Origin of the sequence: Streptomyces inusitatus, from assembly GCF_014651115.1 — a bacterium.
GTDB lineage: Bacteria > Actinomycetota > Actinomycetes > Streptomycetales > Streptomycetaceae > Streptomyces > Streptomyces amakusaensis.
This window is the reverse complement of record NZ_BMWG01000002.1, coordinates 92,500-107,680: the sequence shown is the minus strand read 5'-3', so window position 1 is coordinate 107,680 and position 15,181 is coordinate 92,500. Positions and strand designations below refer to the sequence as shown.

Here is a 15,181-nt window from a genome sequence, read left to right as displayed (position 1 = left end):
GCGCGAGAGGCGGCCGGACAGTGACTGTCCGGCCGCCTCTCGGGGTCGTGTACGGGCCCGGAGGTCAGCCGTCCGCCTTCGCCACGCCGATCGGGCAGCTCACGCCGGTGCCGCCGATGCCGCAGTAGCCGCCGGGGTTCTTGTCCAGATACTGCTGGTGGTAGGCCTCGGCCGGGTAGAAGGGGCGGCCCTCGGCGGGCAGCACCTCGGTGGTGATCCCGGAGTGCCCGGAGCGGGTGAGGACCCGCTGATAGGCCTCGCGGGAGGCCTGCGCGGCGGCCTCCTGCGCGGGGGAGTGGGTGTAGACGGCGGAGCGGTACTGGGTGCCCACGTCATTGCCCTGGCGGAAGCCCTGGGTCGGGTCGTGCGCCTCCCAGAAGACCTTCAGCAGCTGCTCGTACGAGATCACCGAGGGGTCGTAGACCACGCGGACGGCCTCGGTGTGGCCGGTCAGGCCCGAGCAGGCCTCCTCGTAGGTGGGGTGGGGGGTGTGACCGCCCTGGTAGCCGACGAGGGTGGTCCACACGCCGGGGGTCTGCCAGAAGACGCGCTCGGCGCCCCAGAAGCAGCCCAGGCCGAAGTCCGCGACCTCCAGGCCCTGCGGATAGGGGCCGAGCAGCGGGGTGTCCAGGACCGTGTGGCGCTCGGGGACGCCGAAGGTCGGCTCGGGGCGGCCCTTCAGCGCCTGGTCGGGCGTGGGGAGCTGCGGGGTGCGATGAGACAGGAACATGCGGGGCTCCTTGAGATTGCCGGCGTCAAGAAGAACGCGCCCGCCGGGGCCCGCATTCCCCCTCCGGGCCCGCCGGACCGCCGCCCCGACCGGCCCCGGCCCTCAGTGTCCCGCCAGATTCACCGCGATGTCGCGGAAGGTCCGGTACAGCTCCGCCGGGTCCTCGGCCTGGGTCCAGGGGAACGCTCCCACATGGCCGTCCACCAGCCGGAACTGCTCCAGCGCGAGGTCCGCCCTGCCCTGCTGGACGAGGAAGTACGCCAGCAGGTGCCGCGCCTCCGCGAGGTGCGGGTGACCGGGGTCGGCCGCCGACGCGTCGTCGTCGAGCCGGTCGACGGCGGCCCACACCTCCTCGCGCCGGAACTCCCCCCGCCCGCCCTGCCCCGCCCGGTGCTCCCACCAGGCGATCAGCCAGAGCGAGCTGAGCAGCCGGCCGGGCGGGGCGGAGTCCGCCGCCCGGTCCGCGAAGGCGAAGGCCAGCTCGCGCGAACCCTGCCACTTGGCGCACCAGTACTGGAGGGCGCTGCGGTGCGCCACCAGGTGGTACGGGTCACGGGAGGCCGTCTCGTCCCAGAGCCGGTGCATCTCCTGGTGCGGGCGGCCCATGCCGATCCCGCGCCAGATGTCCGCGACATACGGCGACGGATCGCCCCCGCCCAGCTCCTTGGCGTGGGAGATCTCCCGCCCAGCCCGGCTGAGGATGCGGATGAAGCCCTCCGACTGCTCCTGGGAGGTCCGCGCGGACCGTCCCCCGGCCCGGACCTGCCAGGCGAGGTCGATCATGGCCTGTGCCTGTACGGCGGCGGCCCCGGGATCCCCGGGCCGGGCCGCCCGCCAGTGCTGGAGCCAGACGTCGTCGGCCCGGGCCGCACTCGCCAGGCCCCCGATCACCGCGGTGCGCCGCTGCCAGTCGCCGCCGGCCCGGATCAGATACTCCGCGCCCGGCAGCCAGTCGCCCGTCCGCGCGGCGGCCACCACCCGGTCCAGACCGGGATCGGCCGACGGCCGCCGGATGTCCTGGCGCTCCCGGGGCAGCAGCCCCAGCGCGGCGAGGCGCTCCGCGTCCACGGGCCGGTCCACCCGGCGGGTCAGCCCGAGACTCATGCCCAGCCTGGGGGCGAGGCCGAGCGCGGGCCCCAGGGCGGGCCCGGGCGGCGGCGAGGGTGCCGGGCCGGATGCCCGGCCGGGCGGGGAGCCGCTCGCCGGGGTCTGTTTGGAGCCGGCCTTCGAGCGCCGCGAGAAGAGGTGCATGGTCCCGGCCTTTCGCCGCCGCACAGTGGCTCCCGGAGCCGGGCGGAACGCGAACGCCCCGGCGGCGGGGGGATCGGAGTATCACCTCAGCCGCGCTCCGGCCGCAACTACCCGTGCGTGATACCGCGAAGCGGTCCGTAACCACCCGAAGCCACCACCGCTGTCGGCGTGCGGTCAGCGCGCCAGCGTCGCCGGGCTGCCGCCGTTCGCCTCGTACCCCGCCACGGCGAGATTGCGGTAGACCGTGTACTCGGCCGCCGGGTCCTCGCTGTGCGTCCACGGCAGCGCGCCCACATGGCCGTCCACCCGCACCAGCTGGTTCATCGCCTCGGCCCAGCGCTCCGCGCGGACGAGGAAGAGGACCAGCAGATGCCGTACGTGCGCGAGCATCGGATCGTCCGCGCGGGCCGAGTGCACCGCGAACAGCGCGCCCTCCATGGCCTTGGAGACCACCGCCGTCCCATGGAAGTTCCGCACCATGACGAGATCGGAGATGTGCTCGTAGACCGCGAACAGCGGCAGCGCGGCCAGCAGCGAGCCCTGCGGGGCGCGCGCGGCGGCGGTGGTGGCGAAGTGGTCCGCCTCCTCGCGGCTGCCGTGCCACTTCTCGCACCAGTAGTGCAGCGCCGCCAGATGCGCGCCCATGTGCTGCGGCGCGCGGTCGATCACCTTGGCCCACACCTGGTCGAACTGCTCGTGCGGGTACCCCAGGCCCCGGGCGACGGCCAGCTCCACGATGTACGGAATCGGGTCGCCGGGGGCGAGCAGCGCGGCCTCGCCGCAGACCGTGCGCGACTCCTCCAGGATGATCCGGAAGTCGTCCGCGCCCACGGTCGACGACCGCCACGCCTGCTGCACCAGGAACTCCGCGTGGACCTGTGCGCCGCCCGCGTCCTTCGGGGACTCCGAGCGCCAGGTCCGCAGCCACGCGCCGCCCGCGCCGGGCTTCTGCCGGAGCTCCAGCGAGGCCGCCCCGGCGAACGCCTGCACCCGCTGCCAGCGGACCTCGCCGTCCTTCGGCGTCCCGGCGAGCAGCTGGGAGGCGGCCCGCCAGTCCTGGGTCCGCTGCACCACGTCGAGCACATCGAGAAGGTCCTGGTCCGGGCCGGGGAGCCGGATGTCCTGCTCCTCCTGGCGGACGAAGCCGTACGTCTCCGGGTCGGCGGCGTCGGGTGAGCCGGGCGCGACCTGGCGGATGCCGCCGCCGCCCCGGCGGCGCATGACGTAGGGGCCGATGATCGCGGCCAGCATGGCCGTCGCGATCAGGAACCAGAGAATCTCCATGACGCCATTGTCCCGGACACCGCCGACAACGGGCCACGCCGTGGCGTCCGTCCGCCACCGGCCCGTACACGGCCCGTCCCCGGGCCCGTCCCCGGGCGCGCCACCGGCCCGTCCCCGGACCCGTCCGCCGGCCCGTCCCGTACCCGCCCCGGGCGCGCGGCAATACTCCCGCAACAGCCCGTCCACGCTTCCGCAATGGACCGTACGCCCTGGCCAGGGCCTCGCGGCGCGAATCCGTTCCGCGCGCCGCTACCCTCGGCCACATGAGCCACCAGTACAGCTCCCAGCACCTCGAAACGCTCGCCATCCACGCGGGCAACACCGCCGATCCGCTGACCGGCGCGGTCGTGCCGCCCATCTACCAGGTCTCCACCTACAAGCAGGACGGCGTGGGCGGTCTGCGCGGCGGCTACGAGTACAGCCGCAGCGGCAACCCCACCCGTACCGCCCTGGAGGAGAATCTCGCCGCACTGGAGGGCGGCCGGCGCGGGCTCGCCTTCGCGTCCGGGCTCGCCGCGGAGGACTGCCTGCTCCGTACGCTGCTGGTCCCCGGCGACCATGTGGTGATCCCCAACGACGCCTACGGCGGCACCTTCCGCCTCTTCGCCAAGGTCGTCGCGCGCTGGGGGGTGGAGTGGTCCGTCGCCGACACCTCCGACCCGGCCGCCGTGCGCGCGGCCCTCACTCCCAGGACCCGGCTGATCTGGGTCGAGACCCCCTCCAACCCGCTGCTCGGCATCACCGACATCACGGCGCTCGCGGAGATCGCGCGCGGCGCGGGGGCCCGGCTGGTCGTCGACAACACCTTCGCCAGCCCCTATCTCCAGCAGCCGATCGCCCTCGGCGCGGATCTCGTCGTGCACTCCCTGACCAAGTACATGGGCGGGCACTCGGACGTGGTCGGCGGTGCGCTGATCGCCGCCGACGACGAGACCGGCGAGGAACTGGCGTACCACCAGAACGCGATGGGCGCGATCGCCGGCCCGTTCGACTCCTGGCTGGTGCTGCGCGGGATCAAGACCCTGCCCGTCCGGATGGACCGGCACAGCGAGAACGCGAGCCGGGTCGCCGAGATGCTCACCCGTCATCCGAAGGTGACGCAGGTGCTCTACCCGGGGCTGCCGGACCACCCCGGCCACGAGATCGCGGCCAAGCAGATGAAGGCCTTCGGCGGCATGGTCTCGTTCCGGGTCGAGGGCGGCGAGGCGGCGGCGGTCGCGGTCTGCGACCGTGCGCGGCTGTTCACGCTCGGTGAGTCGCTGGGCGGGGTCGAGTCGCTGATCGAGCACCCGGGCCGGATGACGCACGCGTCGGTGGCGGGCTCCGCGCTGGAGGTTCCCGGCGATCTGGTGCGGCTGTCGGTCGGCATCGAGGCCGTCGACGATCTGCTCGCCGATCTTCAGCAGGCGCTCGCGGGCTGAGCCCTCGTGGGGGAGAGCCGACGTCGCTGAGGCGTCGGCTCGCTCCCGCTCTCTCGGACGGTGGTCCTAGGCGGGGACCTTCTCGCTCTCCAGCGAGCCTCGGATCTGCTCCCGCAGCTCCGGGGAGTCGGTGTGCCCGTGCACCGAGACCGCGTGCTCGGACGCCGCCCGTACGACTTCCTCCTCCTCACCGGAGATGGTGAGGGTGCAGTTCGTCTCGCTCGGGAAATTACGGCAGTCCGCTACTTTTCTGGTCATCACGACCTCCTCGGTACCTTACGTACCGCTTTTTCCACCATAGTCCTGGTCGGTGGGGCGGAGGGCGGCGACGCCGCACCCGTGATGCACGGCTCGAACTCACGGGCACGGCGGTATTGCGGGGTGGTACAAGGTGCTACGGGATGTTACGGAGGACCGATCTCACCTTCCTTCGTCCTGTCCGGAACCGGCGCTACCCAGGTGGTCGGCGTACCAGGGTCGTACCGTCCCGTCCCCGGCGGCTACGAGGCCGCCGCCGGGTCCATCGGCGGCAGCCCGGTCTGGCGGGCCGACAGCGCGGTGTTGAAACGGGTGAGCAGCGTGCAGAACGACTCGCGCTCGCTCTCCGTCCAGCCGTCCGTGACGTTCGCCATCAGCTCCCGTCGGGACGAGCGGACCTCTTCGAGGCGGGCCTGTCCGCGCGGGGACAGCTGGAGCACGACCGCACGGCCGTCCTCCGGGTGCGAGGTGCGTTTGACGAGTCCGGTGTCGACGAGCGGCGCGACCTGGCGGGTCACGGTCGACGAGTCGATCCCCATCCCCGCCGCGAGCGCCTTCACGCCCATCGGGCCTTCCCGGTCCAGCCGGTTGAGCAGCAGATATGCGGCGCGGTCCATGGAGTTGCGGACCTGACCGACGCCGCCGAGCCGGGTCTGTTCCGCGCGGCGGGCGAACAGGGCGACCTGGTGCTGGAGGGCATCGAGGAGGCCAGGATCGAGATGAGTCGTCATGTCCTGAGAAGTGGGCATGGCCAGGGGGCTCTCTCGTGCGGTGGTCGATTGGTGGGGGACAGAGTACGCGGGCGGTGACCCCCTCCGGACGGGCTTGGGGAAACCCATAAGAAGCGGTGTTCGCCCACTGGACAGAAGCGGCCGTCCGCCCTATGAGCTGCGAGACTTGAGGCATGAGCTTCCGTTTGCCCGCCGCCCCGCACCCGGTGATCCTGGACGATGTGCTGGGGGCGCAGAAGATGCTCTCCGGAGTCGCGCGCACCACCGCGATGGAGGGCAGCAGGCATCTGTCCCAGCTTGTGGGGGCGCCCGTCCACCTCAAGTGCGAGAACCTCCAGCGGACCGGATCCTTCAAGCTGCGCGGCGCGTATGTGCGGATCGCCGGGCTCCGCCCCGAGGAGAGGGCGGCGGGCGTCGTCGCCGCCTCGGCGGGCAACCACGCCCAGGGGGTGGCGCTGGCCTCCTCGCTGCTCGGCGTCCGCTCCACCGTGTTCATGCCGGAGGGCGCGCCGCTGCCCAAGGTCGCCGCGACCAGGGAGTACGGGGCCGAGGTCCGGCTTTCGGGCCAGGTGATCGAGGAGACCCTCGACGCCGCCCAGGAGTACGCGCACGCCACCGGCGCGGTCTTCATCCACCCCTTCGACCACCCCGACGTCATAGCCGGGCAGGGCACTGTGGGCCTGGAGATCCTGGAGCAGTGCCCCGAGGTGCGGACGATCGTCGTCGGCGTCGGAGGCGGCGGGCTCGTCGCCGGCATCGCCGCGGCGGTGAAGGCGGTGCGCCCCGATGTGCGCGTGGTGGGCGTCCAGGCCGAGGGCGCCGCCGCCTATCCGCCCTCGCTGGCCGCGGGCCACCCGGTCTCGGTCCCCGCCCCGGCCACGATGGCCGACGGCATCAGGGTGGGCCGCCCCGGCGATCTTCCCTTCGCCCTGATCGACGATCTCGTGGACGAGATCCGCACGGTCACCGAGGACGAGCTGTCCAGCGCCCTTCTGCTCTGCCTGGAGCGCGCCAAGCTCGTCGTCGAACCCGCGGGCGCCGCCCCCGTCGCCGCCCTGCTGAGCGATCCGCGCGGCTTCACGGGACCGGTGGTCGCCGTCCTCTCCGGCGGCAATGTCGACCCCCTCCTCATGCAGCGCATCCTCCGCCACGGCATGGCCGCCGCGGGCCGCTATCTCTCCCTCCGCCTCCGCCTCACCGACCGCCCCGGCGCCCTCGCCGCCATGCTCGGCTCCCTCACCGTCCTCGACGCCAATGTCCTCGACGTCAGCCATGTCCGCACCGACCCCCGCCTCGGCCTCACCGAGGCCGAGGTCGAGCTCCAGCTGGAGACCAAGGGCCCCGAGCACTGCGCCGAACTCGCCGCCGCCCTCCGCGCCGCGGGGTACACGGTCACGGTGATGGGCTGAGCCCGGCGGCGGTCGCTCACGGCCCGGGACGTACGAAGCGGGGGCAGGACGTACGGAGCGGCCCGGGACGTACGAAGGGGCAGGGCCGCGTGGTGCGGTCCTGCCCCTTCGTACGGGCGGGTGTGCCGGGGCTCAGCCGGAGTAGGGCTTCGCGGCGAGGATCCTGACCATGGCCTTCTTGCCGTTGGGGAGCTCGTACTCGGCGTCGTCGCCGACCTTCTTGCCGTTGACGCCCGAGCCGAGGGGGGACTGCGGGGAGTAGGTCTCGATCTCCGAGCTGGCGTACTCGCGGGACGCCATCAGGAAGGTGAGGGTGTCGTCCTCGTCGCCGTCGAAGGCGATCGTCACGACCATGCCGGGCTCGACGATGCCGTCGTCGGCCGGGGCCTCGCCGACCTTGGCGGTGTCGAGGAGCTGGGTCAGCTGGCGGACCCGGAGCTCCTGCTTGCCCTGCTCCTCCTTGGCCGCGTGGTACCCGCCGTTCTCCCGCAGGTCCCCTTCCTCGCGCGCTGCCTCGATCTTCTTGGCGATCTCGATGCGCGCGGGACCAGACAGGTACTCCAGCTCGGCCTTGAGCTGGCTGTACGCCTCCTGGGTGAGCCAGGTGACGTTTTCGCTGGTCTGGGTCACAGGTGCTCCTCGTAGGTACTGGGAATACAAAGCATCGCCCTACCCAGAAGCATGGTGTCTTCCTGGATGGGCGAAACCACGAGCCTAACAATTTCGTGGCAGAAGGGGGAGGACATAAAGCACTAGAACATCGTCAACGCAGGTCAGGGCCTTGACCCGCCATCGGGAAGGGTCGGATTTCCGCCCCTGTCACGTCGGGAAAACGCCGCTGCCGAGGGGTTTGGCTACTTGGCGGTGCACTGCGCCAGCTCCGCGCTGGTGGCGCGCGAGGTGGTGCGGATCTTGGCGATCTCGTCGATCCGGCCGTCGCCCGGGGCGTTCACGGGCACATCGAGGCGGCCGACCTCCGCGCCGTCCTCGGAGCGGGAGCGGACGGTGCAGGTGCCGGTGGCGTCGGCGTCCTTGCGGATCTCCAGATGGACCTGGACCTCGGAGTCGGAGGTCACCGAGAACTTGATCACCTCGGCGCTGATCTTCTCGCCGGTGACATAGTCGTACCCGAACCAGACGACCATCCCGAGGAAGGCCGTGCCCAGCACGGACCCGAGGATCTTGAGCTTGCGGTCGGCGCGCTGATCCGCGGAGTCGCCGTATCGGCCTTCGGGAAGCTGCTCGCGCACGGCGGTCATGACCGTTCCTCTCGGGAGTTCTCCCCTGCTGGGGGGTCCGGAATTTTCTGTCCCCCGATTCGGTCACTATAGAAGCCGCCCTCAGGCCACCCGACCGCCACCCCGCAGGGCCGCCGCGGCGGGACGGCACAGAACATTTCGCGACGAATCATTGAGGATCGAGTCTTGACTGAGCAGCTGCGACTGATGGCCGTTCACGCCCACCCCGACGACGAGTCGAGCAAGGGCGCGGCCACGATGGCCAAGTATGTGTCCGAGGGGGTGGACGTGCTGGTCGTGACCTGCACGGGAGGCGAGCGCGGCTCCATCCTCAACCCCAAGCTCCAGGGTGACGCCTATATCGAGGCGAACATCCACGAGGTCCGCCGGAAGGAGATGGACGAGGCCCGCGAGATCCTGGGCGTCCAGCAGGAGTGGCTGGGCTATGTCGACTCCGGCCTCCCCGAGGGCGACCCGCTGCCCCCGCTCCCCGAGGGCTGCTTCGCGCTGGAGGACGTGGAGGGCGCGGCCGGCCGGCTGGTCCGCTCGATCCGCTCGTTCCGTCCCCAGGTGATCACCACGTACGACGAGAACGGCGGCTACCCGCACCCCGACCACATCATGACCCACAAGATCACGATGGTGGCCTTCGAGGGCGCGGCGGACGCCGAGCGCTTCCCCGAGTCCGAGTTCGGGCCGGTCTTCCAGCCCCGGAAGCTCTACTACAACCAGGGCTTCAACCGCCCCCGCACGGTCGCGCTCCACGAGGCGCTGCTGGCGCGCGGCATGGAGTCCCCGTACGGGGAGTGGCTGGAGCGGTGGACGGAGTTCGAGCGCGTCGAGCGCACGCTGACCACCCATGTCCCGTGCGCCGAGTTCTTCGAGATCCGTGACAAGGCGCTGATCGCGCACGCCACGCAGATCGACCCCGAGGGCGGCTGGTTCCGGGTTCCGATGGAGCTCCAGAAGGAGGTCTGGCCGACCGAGGAGTACGAGCTGGCGAAGTCCCTGGTCGATACTTCCCTCCCCGAGGACGACCTCTTCGCGGGCATCCGCGAGAATGCCTGATATGAGCGGAAGCGTAAACCTGGCAATGATGCAAGCCGCGCTGGCGGCCGAAGAGCTCGACAAGAACAAGGTCACCCCCGGTGTTCTCGGGTTCCTGGTCTTCGCGGCGCTGGCCGTCGGCGTGTGGTTCCTGATGAAGTCCCTGAACCGGCACATGGGCCGGGTCAACTTCGAGGAGGCCCCGGAAGCACCTGCCGGGGGCGGGGCGAAGGGCGCGGCCAAGACCACCGCGAAGAGCGCCTGAGCACTCCGGGCGCCCTCGGCGCCTTCAGCGCCTTCAGCACCCTCAGCACCTGAACACCGGCTGACCGGCCCGGCGGCCCCGTACGGCCGCCGGGCCGGTCAGCCGCCGTGTTCGGAGCGGGAGTGGTTGGCGAGGGACAGCAGCAGATGCGCCGTCTCCGGGTGCAGATGGTCGGAGTGCGCGCCCGACGGGCCCCAGCCCGCCGTGAAGACCTCTCCGGCGTCCACGCTGACGAACCAGTGGTCGAGCGACCGCTTCGGATACGGCTCGTCCGGCGGCAGCATCCGGATCGCGGAGACCGGCTCGGGAGCCCTGCCGATGCCCCGGCTGCCGATGCCGCGCCGCTGGTCGGCGAGCTTGTGCCACAGCCCGGTGGCCCAGTCGCGCCGGGAGTGCGTCGCGACCACCGGGCCGTGCAGCGGCGCGTCGGCGAGGGCGGCGAACATCGTCTCGAAGGCGTTCCGCGGGGCCGCCATCTGCAACAGCAGCATCGAGTCCACGGTGAAGGGCCGACCCGCCGGCGCGGGCCTGCTCCACCCCAGCGTCTGCCCCGGCCGGTCGCCCGCCGCCCACTGGACGGCCTCGCACAGCACCCGGCAGCCGAACGAGTGCCCCACCAGATGGACGTACTGCCCCGCCCGGTTGGCGAGCACCCGGGCGGCGGACGGATCGGCGCGCCGCTCGTTCAGACCGTCGAGCAGCTGACCGATCACCCGGGGCGCGTGCCCCCCGTCGGCGGAGAGCGCGTGGGCGCGGCTCCGGATCATCCGGTAGCCCCGGCGCAGCGGGCCGCTGCGGGAGGGCCAGCGCACCACCACCGTCCAGGGCGCGAACCGGTCGCCGAGCGCCGGATAGAGCGCCGGGCGCGCCGCGTACCCCTCCTCGGCGAGCGTCGTCAGCCGCCTCGCCGCCTCGGCCGCCGCCTTGGGGGAGGTCTGCCAGCCGTGCGCGTAGACGAGGATGTCGGTGGCCCAGGACGGCGGGGTCAGCTCGCGCGCGAAGTGCTCGTCCAGCCGGTCGGCGGGGACGGGCGAGCCGCCCTCGGTGTCGAGCAGCCAGCCGGTCTCGTCCAGATCGACGGTGTGGAGGGTCATGGGCGGCCTCGCGGGGGTGCGGTTCGGCGGGCCGGGGCCCCGGGCGGCGCGGATCCGGTGCGCGGGTGAGGAGGTACGGCGGTCATGAGGCGCGCTCCAGGCGCTCGTCCATCCCGCCGTGCAGCGCGTAGGCGAGGCCCAGCGGATTGCGGTACCGGTCCGCGAACCCCCGGGCCAGCGAGTGCGCGATCTCGCCCGCCGTCTCCCGTCCCTCCAGATACCGGGTGAGGAAGGCGAGCGCGTACTCGGCCGCGAAGACCTGGGGCATCTCTATCTGCGGCCCGATCACCCCGCGAGCGCCCCGGTCGATCAGCGCCCGGCCCAGATAGGCCAGATCCGCGCCGCTGGGCAGACCGGCGTAGCAGGCGTTCAGCATCACCAGCGGCCGGAAGAGGTCCGCCGTCCCGTTCACCGGGGGGCGGCCCCGCACGGTGTAGGCGTCGATCTCGCGGCCGTCCGTCAGCCGGACGACCAGACAGGGCGTCTGGTCGTCCTCCGTACGGAACTTCCCGTGGCACCAGAAGTACATGAGCTGCTCGTCGAGCGGCCCCTCCGCCAGTGCCCGCAGCAGTTCGGCCCGGGTGGTCCGCTCGGTGAACTCGGTGTCCTTGGCGAGTGCGGCGGCCACCTCGCCGGCCCGGGTGCGCTTCTGGGGGTCGATCGTCGTGTCGTGGTTGAGGGAGACCGCCGGGATCACCGGCGGCCGGGGTGCCGACCGGCCCTGGACGCCCGGGTAGGAGCCGCAGGTCTGCTCGATCTGGTGGCGGTGGCCGAGGAACCGGCGGAAGAGCGTGTCCAGGCTCTCGGTCCCCGTCGGGGCGGTGCCCGGCAGGGCCAGCATCGGCCAGGGCAGGAAGAGTTCGGAGTCGAAGCGGACGCGCAGCGGCTGGTCACCCGAGAGGACTTGTATGAATATCTCCCGGAATGTTCCGAGTGGGCCGTCGGCGCCCCCGTTCCGGGGGCCCTCGCCCAGCAGCAGATCGAAGAGGAGGTACGAGCCCTGCGCGGCCAGCTCCTCCATACAGGGGCGCAGCTCGTCCTCCGGCTCGCCGCTGAGGTCGAGCAGGGTGGCGTAGGGGCGCTCGGGCCGTCCCGGCGCGGGCCGGCCCCAGGCGTCCACCGACTGGACGTCGACGAACTCGCGCTTCCAGACATGGCGCAGCCGGGTCGCCACCGCCTGGATCTCCGCCGGATTGCGGTGCAGCACCACCCGGTGCTCGGAGCCGAGGTCGGGCAGGGCGGGGCCGTGCATCCGCACCTGGACGCGGTCGCCGTACATCAGGTCGACGCCGACGACGAGATCGGGCGCGGTGCTCGCCCGGCGGGGTAAGCGGGTGAAGCCGTGGCTCGGATCCTGGACGACGCGCACGGGAAGTTCTCGGGGCATCTGCTCACGCCTCCCGCGCGGGCGCCGGGACGAGGGTGGCGGCGCGGACGCGGAACTCGGTCTCGACCTGCTGGAGGACGGTGCCGCCGGTCCGGTCCTCGACGGTGAACCGGAGCCGCAGGGGTCCCTCCCGGTGGGGGGTGATGCGGAACTCCGCCCAGCCGCTGGTGTCGGACGTCGGCCATACGGTGACCGAGTGGGCGGGCTCCACATCGGCGTCGCCGAGCGCCGTCGCGTACACCCGCAGCAGCGGCGGTCCTTCGGGATCCTCGGCCGCCCAGCTGTGCAGCGGCCCCGGCTCCACGCCCAGGGCGAGCCGGGCGGAACCGCCCCGGAACACCTCGTCCAGCAGCCGCATCCGGACCCGGCACGAGAACTCCGGGTGCTGCCCCCGCTGCCGCGGCGCACCGTCCGGGAGCGGTTCCGGCACGGTGTCGCGGGCGGCGCGGGGGAGCCCCGAAGCGGTGTCCCGCAGCAGCCATCGGGGGTGGAATCTGGCCAGCTCCTTCAGCGCCCGCGCCTCCTCGTCCCGGTCGCCGGCGAGCCGGGCGCCGGCCAGGTCCGCCCAGTGCTCCCCGGCCTCGTCCCCGCTCTTCCCGAAGACGCTCCGGGCGGCGCCGATCCAGAGCGGGTCCGCGGTGCGCAGCCCCAGCTCCAGCCGGGTCCAGGCGAAGCCCTTCGGGCAGCCCAGCTCCTCGAAGGCCGCGCCCGCCCGCATCAGCAGCCCGACCTTGGTGCGGTGCGGGCCCGGCCCGGCCAGCGCCAGCTGGTGCAGCGCCCAGGCGGCCCCCAGCCCGTCCCCGACGGCCCGGAAGGCCCCGACCGCCCGCTCCAGCGCGGCCGACGCGAGATCGGGCGAGCCCTCGTCGGCCAGCGCCAGCGCCAGGTGATAGCCCGTCCAGGCCCGGCCGCGCGGATCGTCCGTCGCCTCGTGCCCGGCCAGCGCGCGCTCCAGCGCGGGCACGGCGCGCGAGCGGTCGCCCCGCAGCAGCGGCACCCGGGCCAGCCCGGTCCGCGCCCACGCCACCCCGCGCCGTTCGCCGATCCGGGCGAAGAGCCCCTGGGCGAAGCCGAGTCTCTCCTCGGCCCCGTCCGGGTCGCCCACGAGCAGCCGCAGCCGGCCGTAGTGGTAGGCGGCCCACGCCTCCCCGCGCTCGCTGCCCGCCATCTGATGGGCCTCCACGGCCCGTCTCAGCAGAACGCCCGCCCCGCGCGGCGCCCCCCGGTCGATGTCGATCTCGGCGCGCAGATCCAGCCGCCGGGCGGCCGGTCCGTCCGCGTCGAGCAGATCCAGCCCGTCGAGCACCCGTCCCGCGTCGGTCAGCCGGCCCGCGTGGCGCAGACTCTCGGCCTCCTCGGCCCAGGAGCCCGTCAGGTCGTCGGCGGAGCGCAGCAGCTTTCTGGAGAGCGCGATGTCGCCGGTCTGCCGGGCGACGGCGGCCAGCGGCAGGCTCAGCTCGCCCGGCTGCCGGGTGGTGCACCACAGCAGCAGCAGCTGGGCGAGGCTGTTCCGGCCGGCCAGGTCCCGGGCGAGCAGCCCCGCGCAGTCGAGGGCGAGACGGCGGGCGGTGCCGCGGCCCGGGCCCCGGGAGGGGGCGAGCACACGGGAGGCCAGCCAGATGTACGGCTCCACGGGGGACCGCGAACCGGTCCTGGCCGATCCCGTCAGCCGCTCCTCCAGCTCGCTCCGGCTGTGTCCCGGGGGCCGGGGTCCGCTCCCCGCCGCCGCGAGGGCGCGCAGCGCGGGCGGCAGCCGCCAGTAGCCGGGGCGGGGGCGCTGGAGGATCCCGCACTGGAGCAGCTCCTGGAGGCAGGCGTCGGTGGGCGGCTCCGGCAGCTCCCGTGCCAGGGACTCGGGCAGCTCCTCCATGCCCAGCTCGGCCAGGGTGGTGAGCAGGCCGTCGGCCTCCGGGCTGAGCGCCCACCGCACGAACGCGAACAGCTCGCTCGGCGAGCGGGGGACGATGCCGTCCCGCGGCAGTCCCTCGGCGAGCCGCAGAAACAGCGGGCGGCCGAGGGAGGCCCGTAACAGCGGATCCGCCGTCCAGAGCGGCAGCCCGAGGAACTGAGCGCTCTGCGCGCCGGTGAGCGGGGGCACCTCGTGCCCGAGCAGGGCCGGTACGGAGCCGGTGTGGCTGGTCTCGGAGGTGGCGAGCACCAGGGTGTCCGTGCCCTCCACGGCGTCGGCCAGGCTCGTCAGCAGAGTGGTGCCGGGGTGGCCGCCGGGCACTCCGTCCGCGACCAGCACGGCGGGCCGCCGGGTCAGCTCCCGGCGGCAGACCAGGGCCAGCGCCTCCGGCGAGGCGTCCGGGAAGTCGGGCAGGGCGGCGCGCAGTTCGCCCGGCGGGACGCCGATCCGGTCGAGCAGCCGCAGCAGCGTCACCTCCGGGCGCGGCTGGTCCTCCGGGACCGTCAGCCAGTGCACGGGCCGCGCCCGATCGTCCCCGACGCGGTCCGCGACCCGCTCGGCCAGCGCCGACTTGCCGATTCCGGCGGGGCCGTACAGCTCGACCATGCGGGTCGTCCCGGCCACCCGCAGCAGATGGCCCAGCTCCCCGGCCCGGCCGATGAATCCGCGCGGGCCGTCCCCGCCGCCACCGGCTCCGGCGGCGAGCGGCGAGGCCTCCGGCGGCGGTCCGACGAAGGAAATGCTCATGGAGTCCCTCTGGGACACCCTCGCGCTCGCGCTCGCGACGATCGGACCGTGCAGGCCCCGCACGATGCCCCCGCCGGACTTCCGCCGCCGTCCTGTCGTCCCTCCGGGGGGCTTCCGCCGCCGCCCGGCCGGTTTCCCGCTGTGCGGGCGGCCGTCCTCCTCGGGCGGCGCGGGCGGCGCGCTGCCGACGACGGATCCGCCGTACGACCAGGAGCCGTCCTCCCCGGGCCCCGGATCCTCCGCGTCCGGGTCCGGGTCCGGGTCCGCGTCCGAGGCCCCGGACCCGGGGCCCTCGTCCCCGGTTAACTCGTCCTGTTCCGGGCCGGTCTCCTCGTACCCGCGCTCCTCCTCCGGAACGCCCCCGCCGGCCTCCCCCTGCCCGTCCCCGGTCATCACGTCCCCCTCCGAGA

The 15,181-nt window shown here is 73.2% G+C and carries 14 protein-coding genes; 4 read left to right on the top strand and 10 right to left on the bottom strand.

What is annotated here, in order from left to right; all coding sequences use genetic code 11:
* Positions 1-64: 64 nt before the first annotated feature.
* The 3 genes from msrA to IE247_RS04225 form a co-directional block, all read right to left on the bottom strand.
* Entirely contained in the window at positions 65-730 is a 666-nt protein-coding gene (msrA, locus tag IE247_RS04235; protein ID WP_190121527.1) for a peptide-methionine (S)-S-oxide reductase MsrA, read from the bottom strand.
* 102 nt (positions 731-832) lie between these two features.
* Positions 833-1,981, bottom strand: coding sequence for a hypothetical protein (locus IE247_RS04230; protein ID WP_190121526.1), 1,149 nt, complete (start codon positions 1,979-1,981; stop codon positions 833-835).
* Positions 1,982-2,155: 174 nt separating this feature from the next.
* Complete coding sequence (locus tag IE247_RS04225; RefSeq protein WP_190121525.1) at positions 2,156-3,265, bottom strand: hypothetical protein; 1,110 nt, start codon at positions 3,263-3,265, stop codon at positions 2,156-2,158.
* 263 nt (positions 3,266-3,528) lie between these two features.
* Here IE247_RS04225 and IE247_RS04220 point away from each other — a divergent pair, with 263 nt between their 5' ends.
* Entirely contained in the window at positions 3,529-4,686 is a 1,158-nt protein-coding gene (locus IE247_RS04220) for a cystathionine gamma-synthase (protein ID WP_190121524.1), read from the top strand.
* A 66-nt stretch (positions 4,687-4,752) separates the two neighbouring features.
* Here the strand turns inward: IE247_RS04220 and IE247_RS04215 are convergent, their stop codons facing one another.
* The gene (locus tag IE247_RS04215; protein ID WP_190121523.1) at positions 4,753-4,944 is read right to left on the bottom strand and encodes a DUF1059 domain-containing protein; all 192 of its coding nucleotides are present in this window, start codon (positions 4,942-4,944) and stop codon (positions 4,753-4,755) included.
* Positions 4,945-5,186: 242 nt separating this feature from the next.
* Entirely contained in the window at positions 5,187-5,693 is a 507-nt protein-coding gene (locus IE247_RS04210) for a MarR family winged helix-turn-helix transcriptional regulator (protein WP_190121522.1), read from the bottom strand.
* A gap of 155 nt (positions 5,694-5,848) precedes the next feature.
* On the opposite strand from IE247_RS04210, the gene ilvA reads away from it, so the two are divergent.
* Entirely contained in the window at positions 5,849-7,084 is a 1,236-nt protein-coding gene (gene ilvA, locus IE247_RS04205; RefSeq protein ID WP_190121521.1) for a threonine ammonia-lyase, read from the top strand.
* A gap of 132 nt (positions 7,085-7,216) precedes the next feature.
* Here the strand turns inward: ilvA and greA are convergent, their stop codons facing one another.
* Together greA and IE247_RS04195 are read right to left on the bottom strand one after the other, a co-directional pair.
* Positions 7,217-7,714, bottom strand: coding sequence for a transcription elongation factor GreA (gene greA, locus IE247_RS04200; RefSeq protein WP_190121520.1), 498 nt, complete (start codon positions 7,712-7,714; stop codon positions 7,217-7,219).
* 224 nt (positions 7,715-7,938) lie between these two features.
* The gene (locus IE247_RS04195; protein ID WP_190121519.1) at positions 7,939-8,343 is read right to left on the bottom strand and encodes a DUF4307 domain-containing protein; all 405 of its coding nucleotides are present in this window, start codon (positions 8,341-8,343) and stop codon (positions 7,939-7,941) included.
* Between the two features lie 165 nt (positions 8,344-8,508).
* Between IE247_RS04195 and mca the strand changes: the two genes are divergently transcribed.
* Together mca and IE247_RS04185 are read left to right on the top strand one after the other, a co-directional pair.
* Complete coding sequence (mca, locus tag IE247_RS04190) at positions 8,509-9,390, top strand: mycothiol conjugate amidase Mca (RefSeq protein WP_190121518.1); 882 nt, start codon at positions 8,509-8,511, stop codon at positions 9,388-9,390.
* A complete protein-coding gene (locus IE247_RS04185) occupies positions 9,383-9,634 on the top strand; it encodes a hypothetical protein (RefSeq protein ID WP_373305501.1) in 252 nt (83 codons plus the stop codon). Before mca ends, IE247_RS04185 begins: the two co-directional genes overlap by 8 nt.
* A gap of 98 nt (positions 9,635-9,732) precedes the next feature.
* Here IE247_RS04185 and IE247_RS04180 read toward each other — a convergent pair whose 3' ends face one another.
* The 3 genes from IE247_RS04180 to IE247_RS04170 form a co-directional block, all read right to left on the bottom strand.
* The gene (locus IE247_RS04180; RefSeq protein WP_190121517.1) at positions 9,733-10,728 is read right to left on the bottom strand and encodes a hypothetical protein; all 996 of its coding nucleotides are present in this window, start codon (positions 10,726-10,728) and stop codon (positions 9,733-9,735) included.
* An 82-nt stretch (positions 10,729-10,810) separates the two neighbouring features.
* The gene (locus IE247_RS04175; protein WP_190121516.1) at positions 10,811-12,115 is read right to left on the bottom strand and encodes a CHAT domain-containing protein; all 1,305 of its coding nucleotides are present in this window, start codon (positions 12,113-12,115) and stop codon (positions 10,811-10,813) included.
* A gap of 4 nt (positions 12,116-12,119) precedes the next feature.
* Positions 12,120-15,164, bottom strand: a complete 3,045-nt coding sequence (locus IE247_RS04170) for a tetratricopeptide repeat protein (protein ID WP_190121515.1) — start codon at positions 15,162-15,164, stop codon at positions 12,120-12,122.
* Between the last annotated feature and the right edge of the window lie 17 nt (positions 15,165-15,181).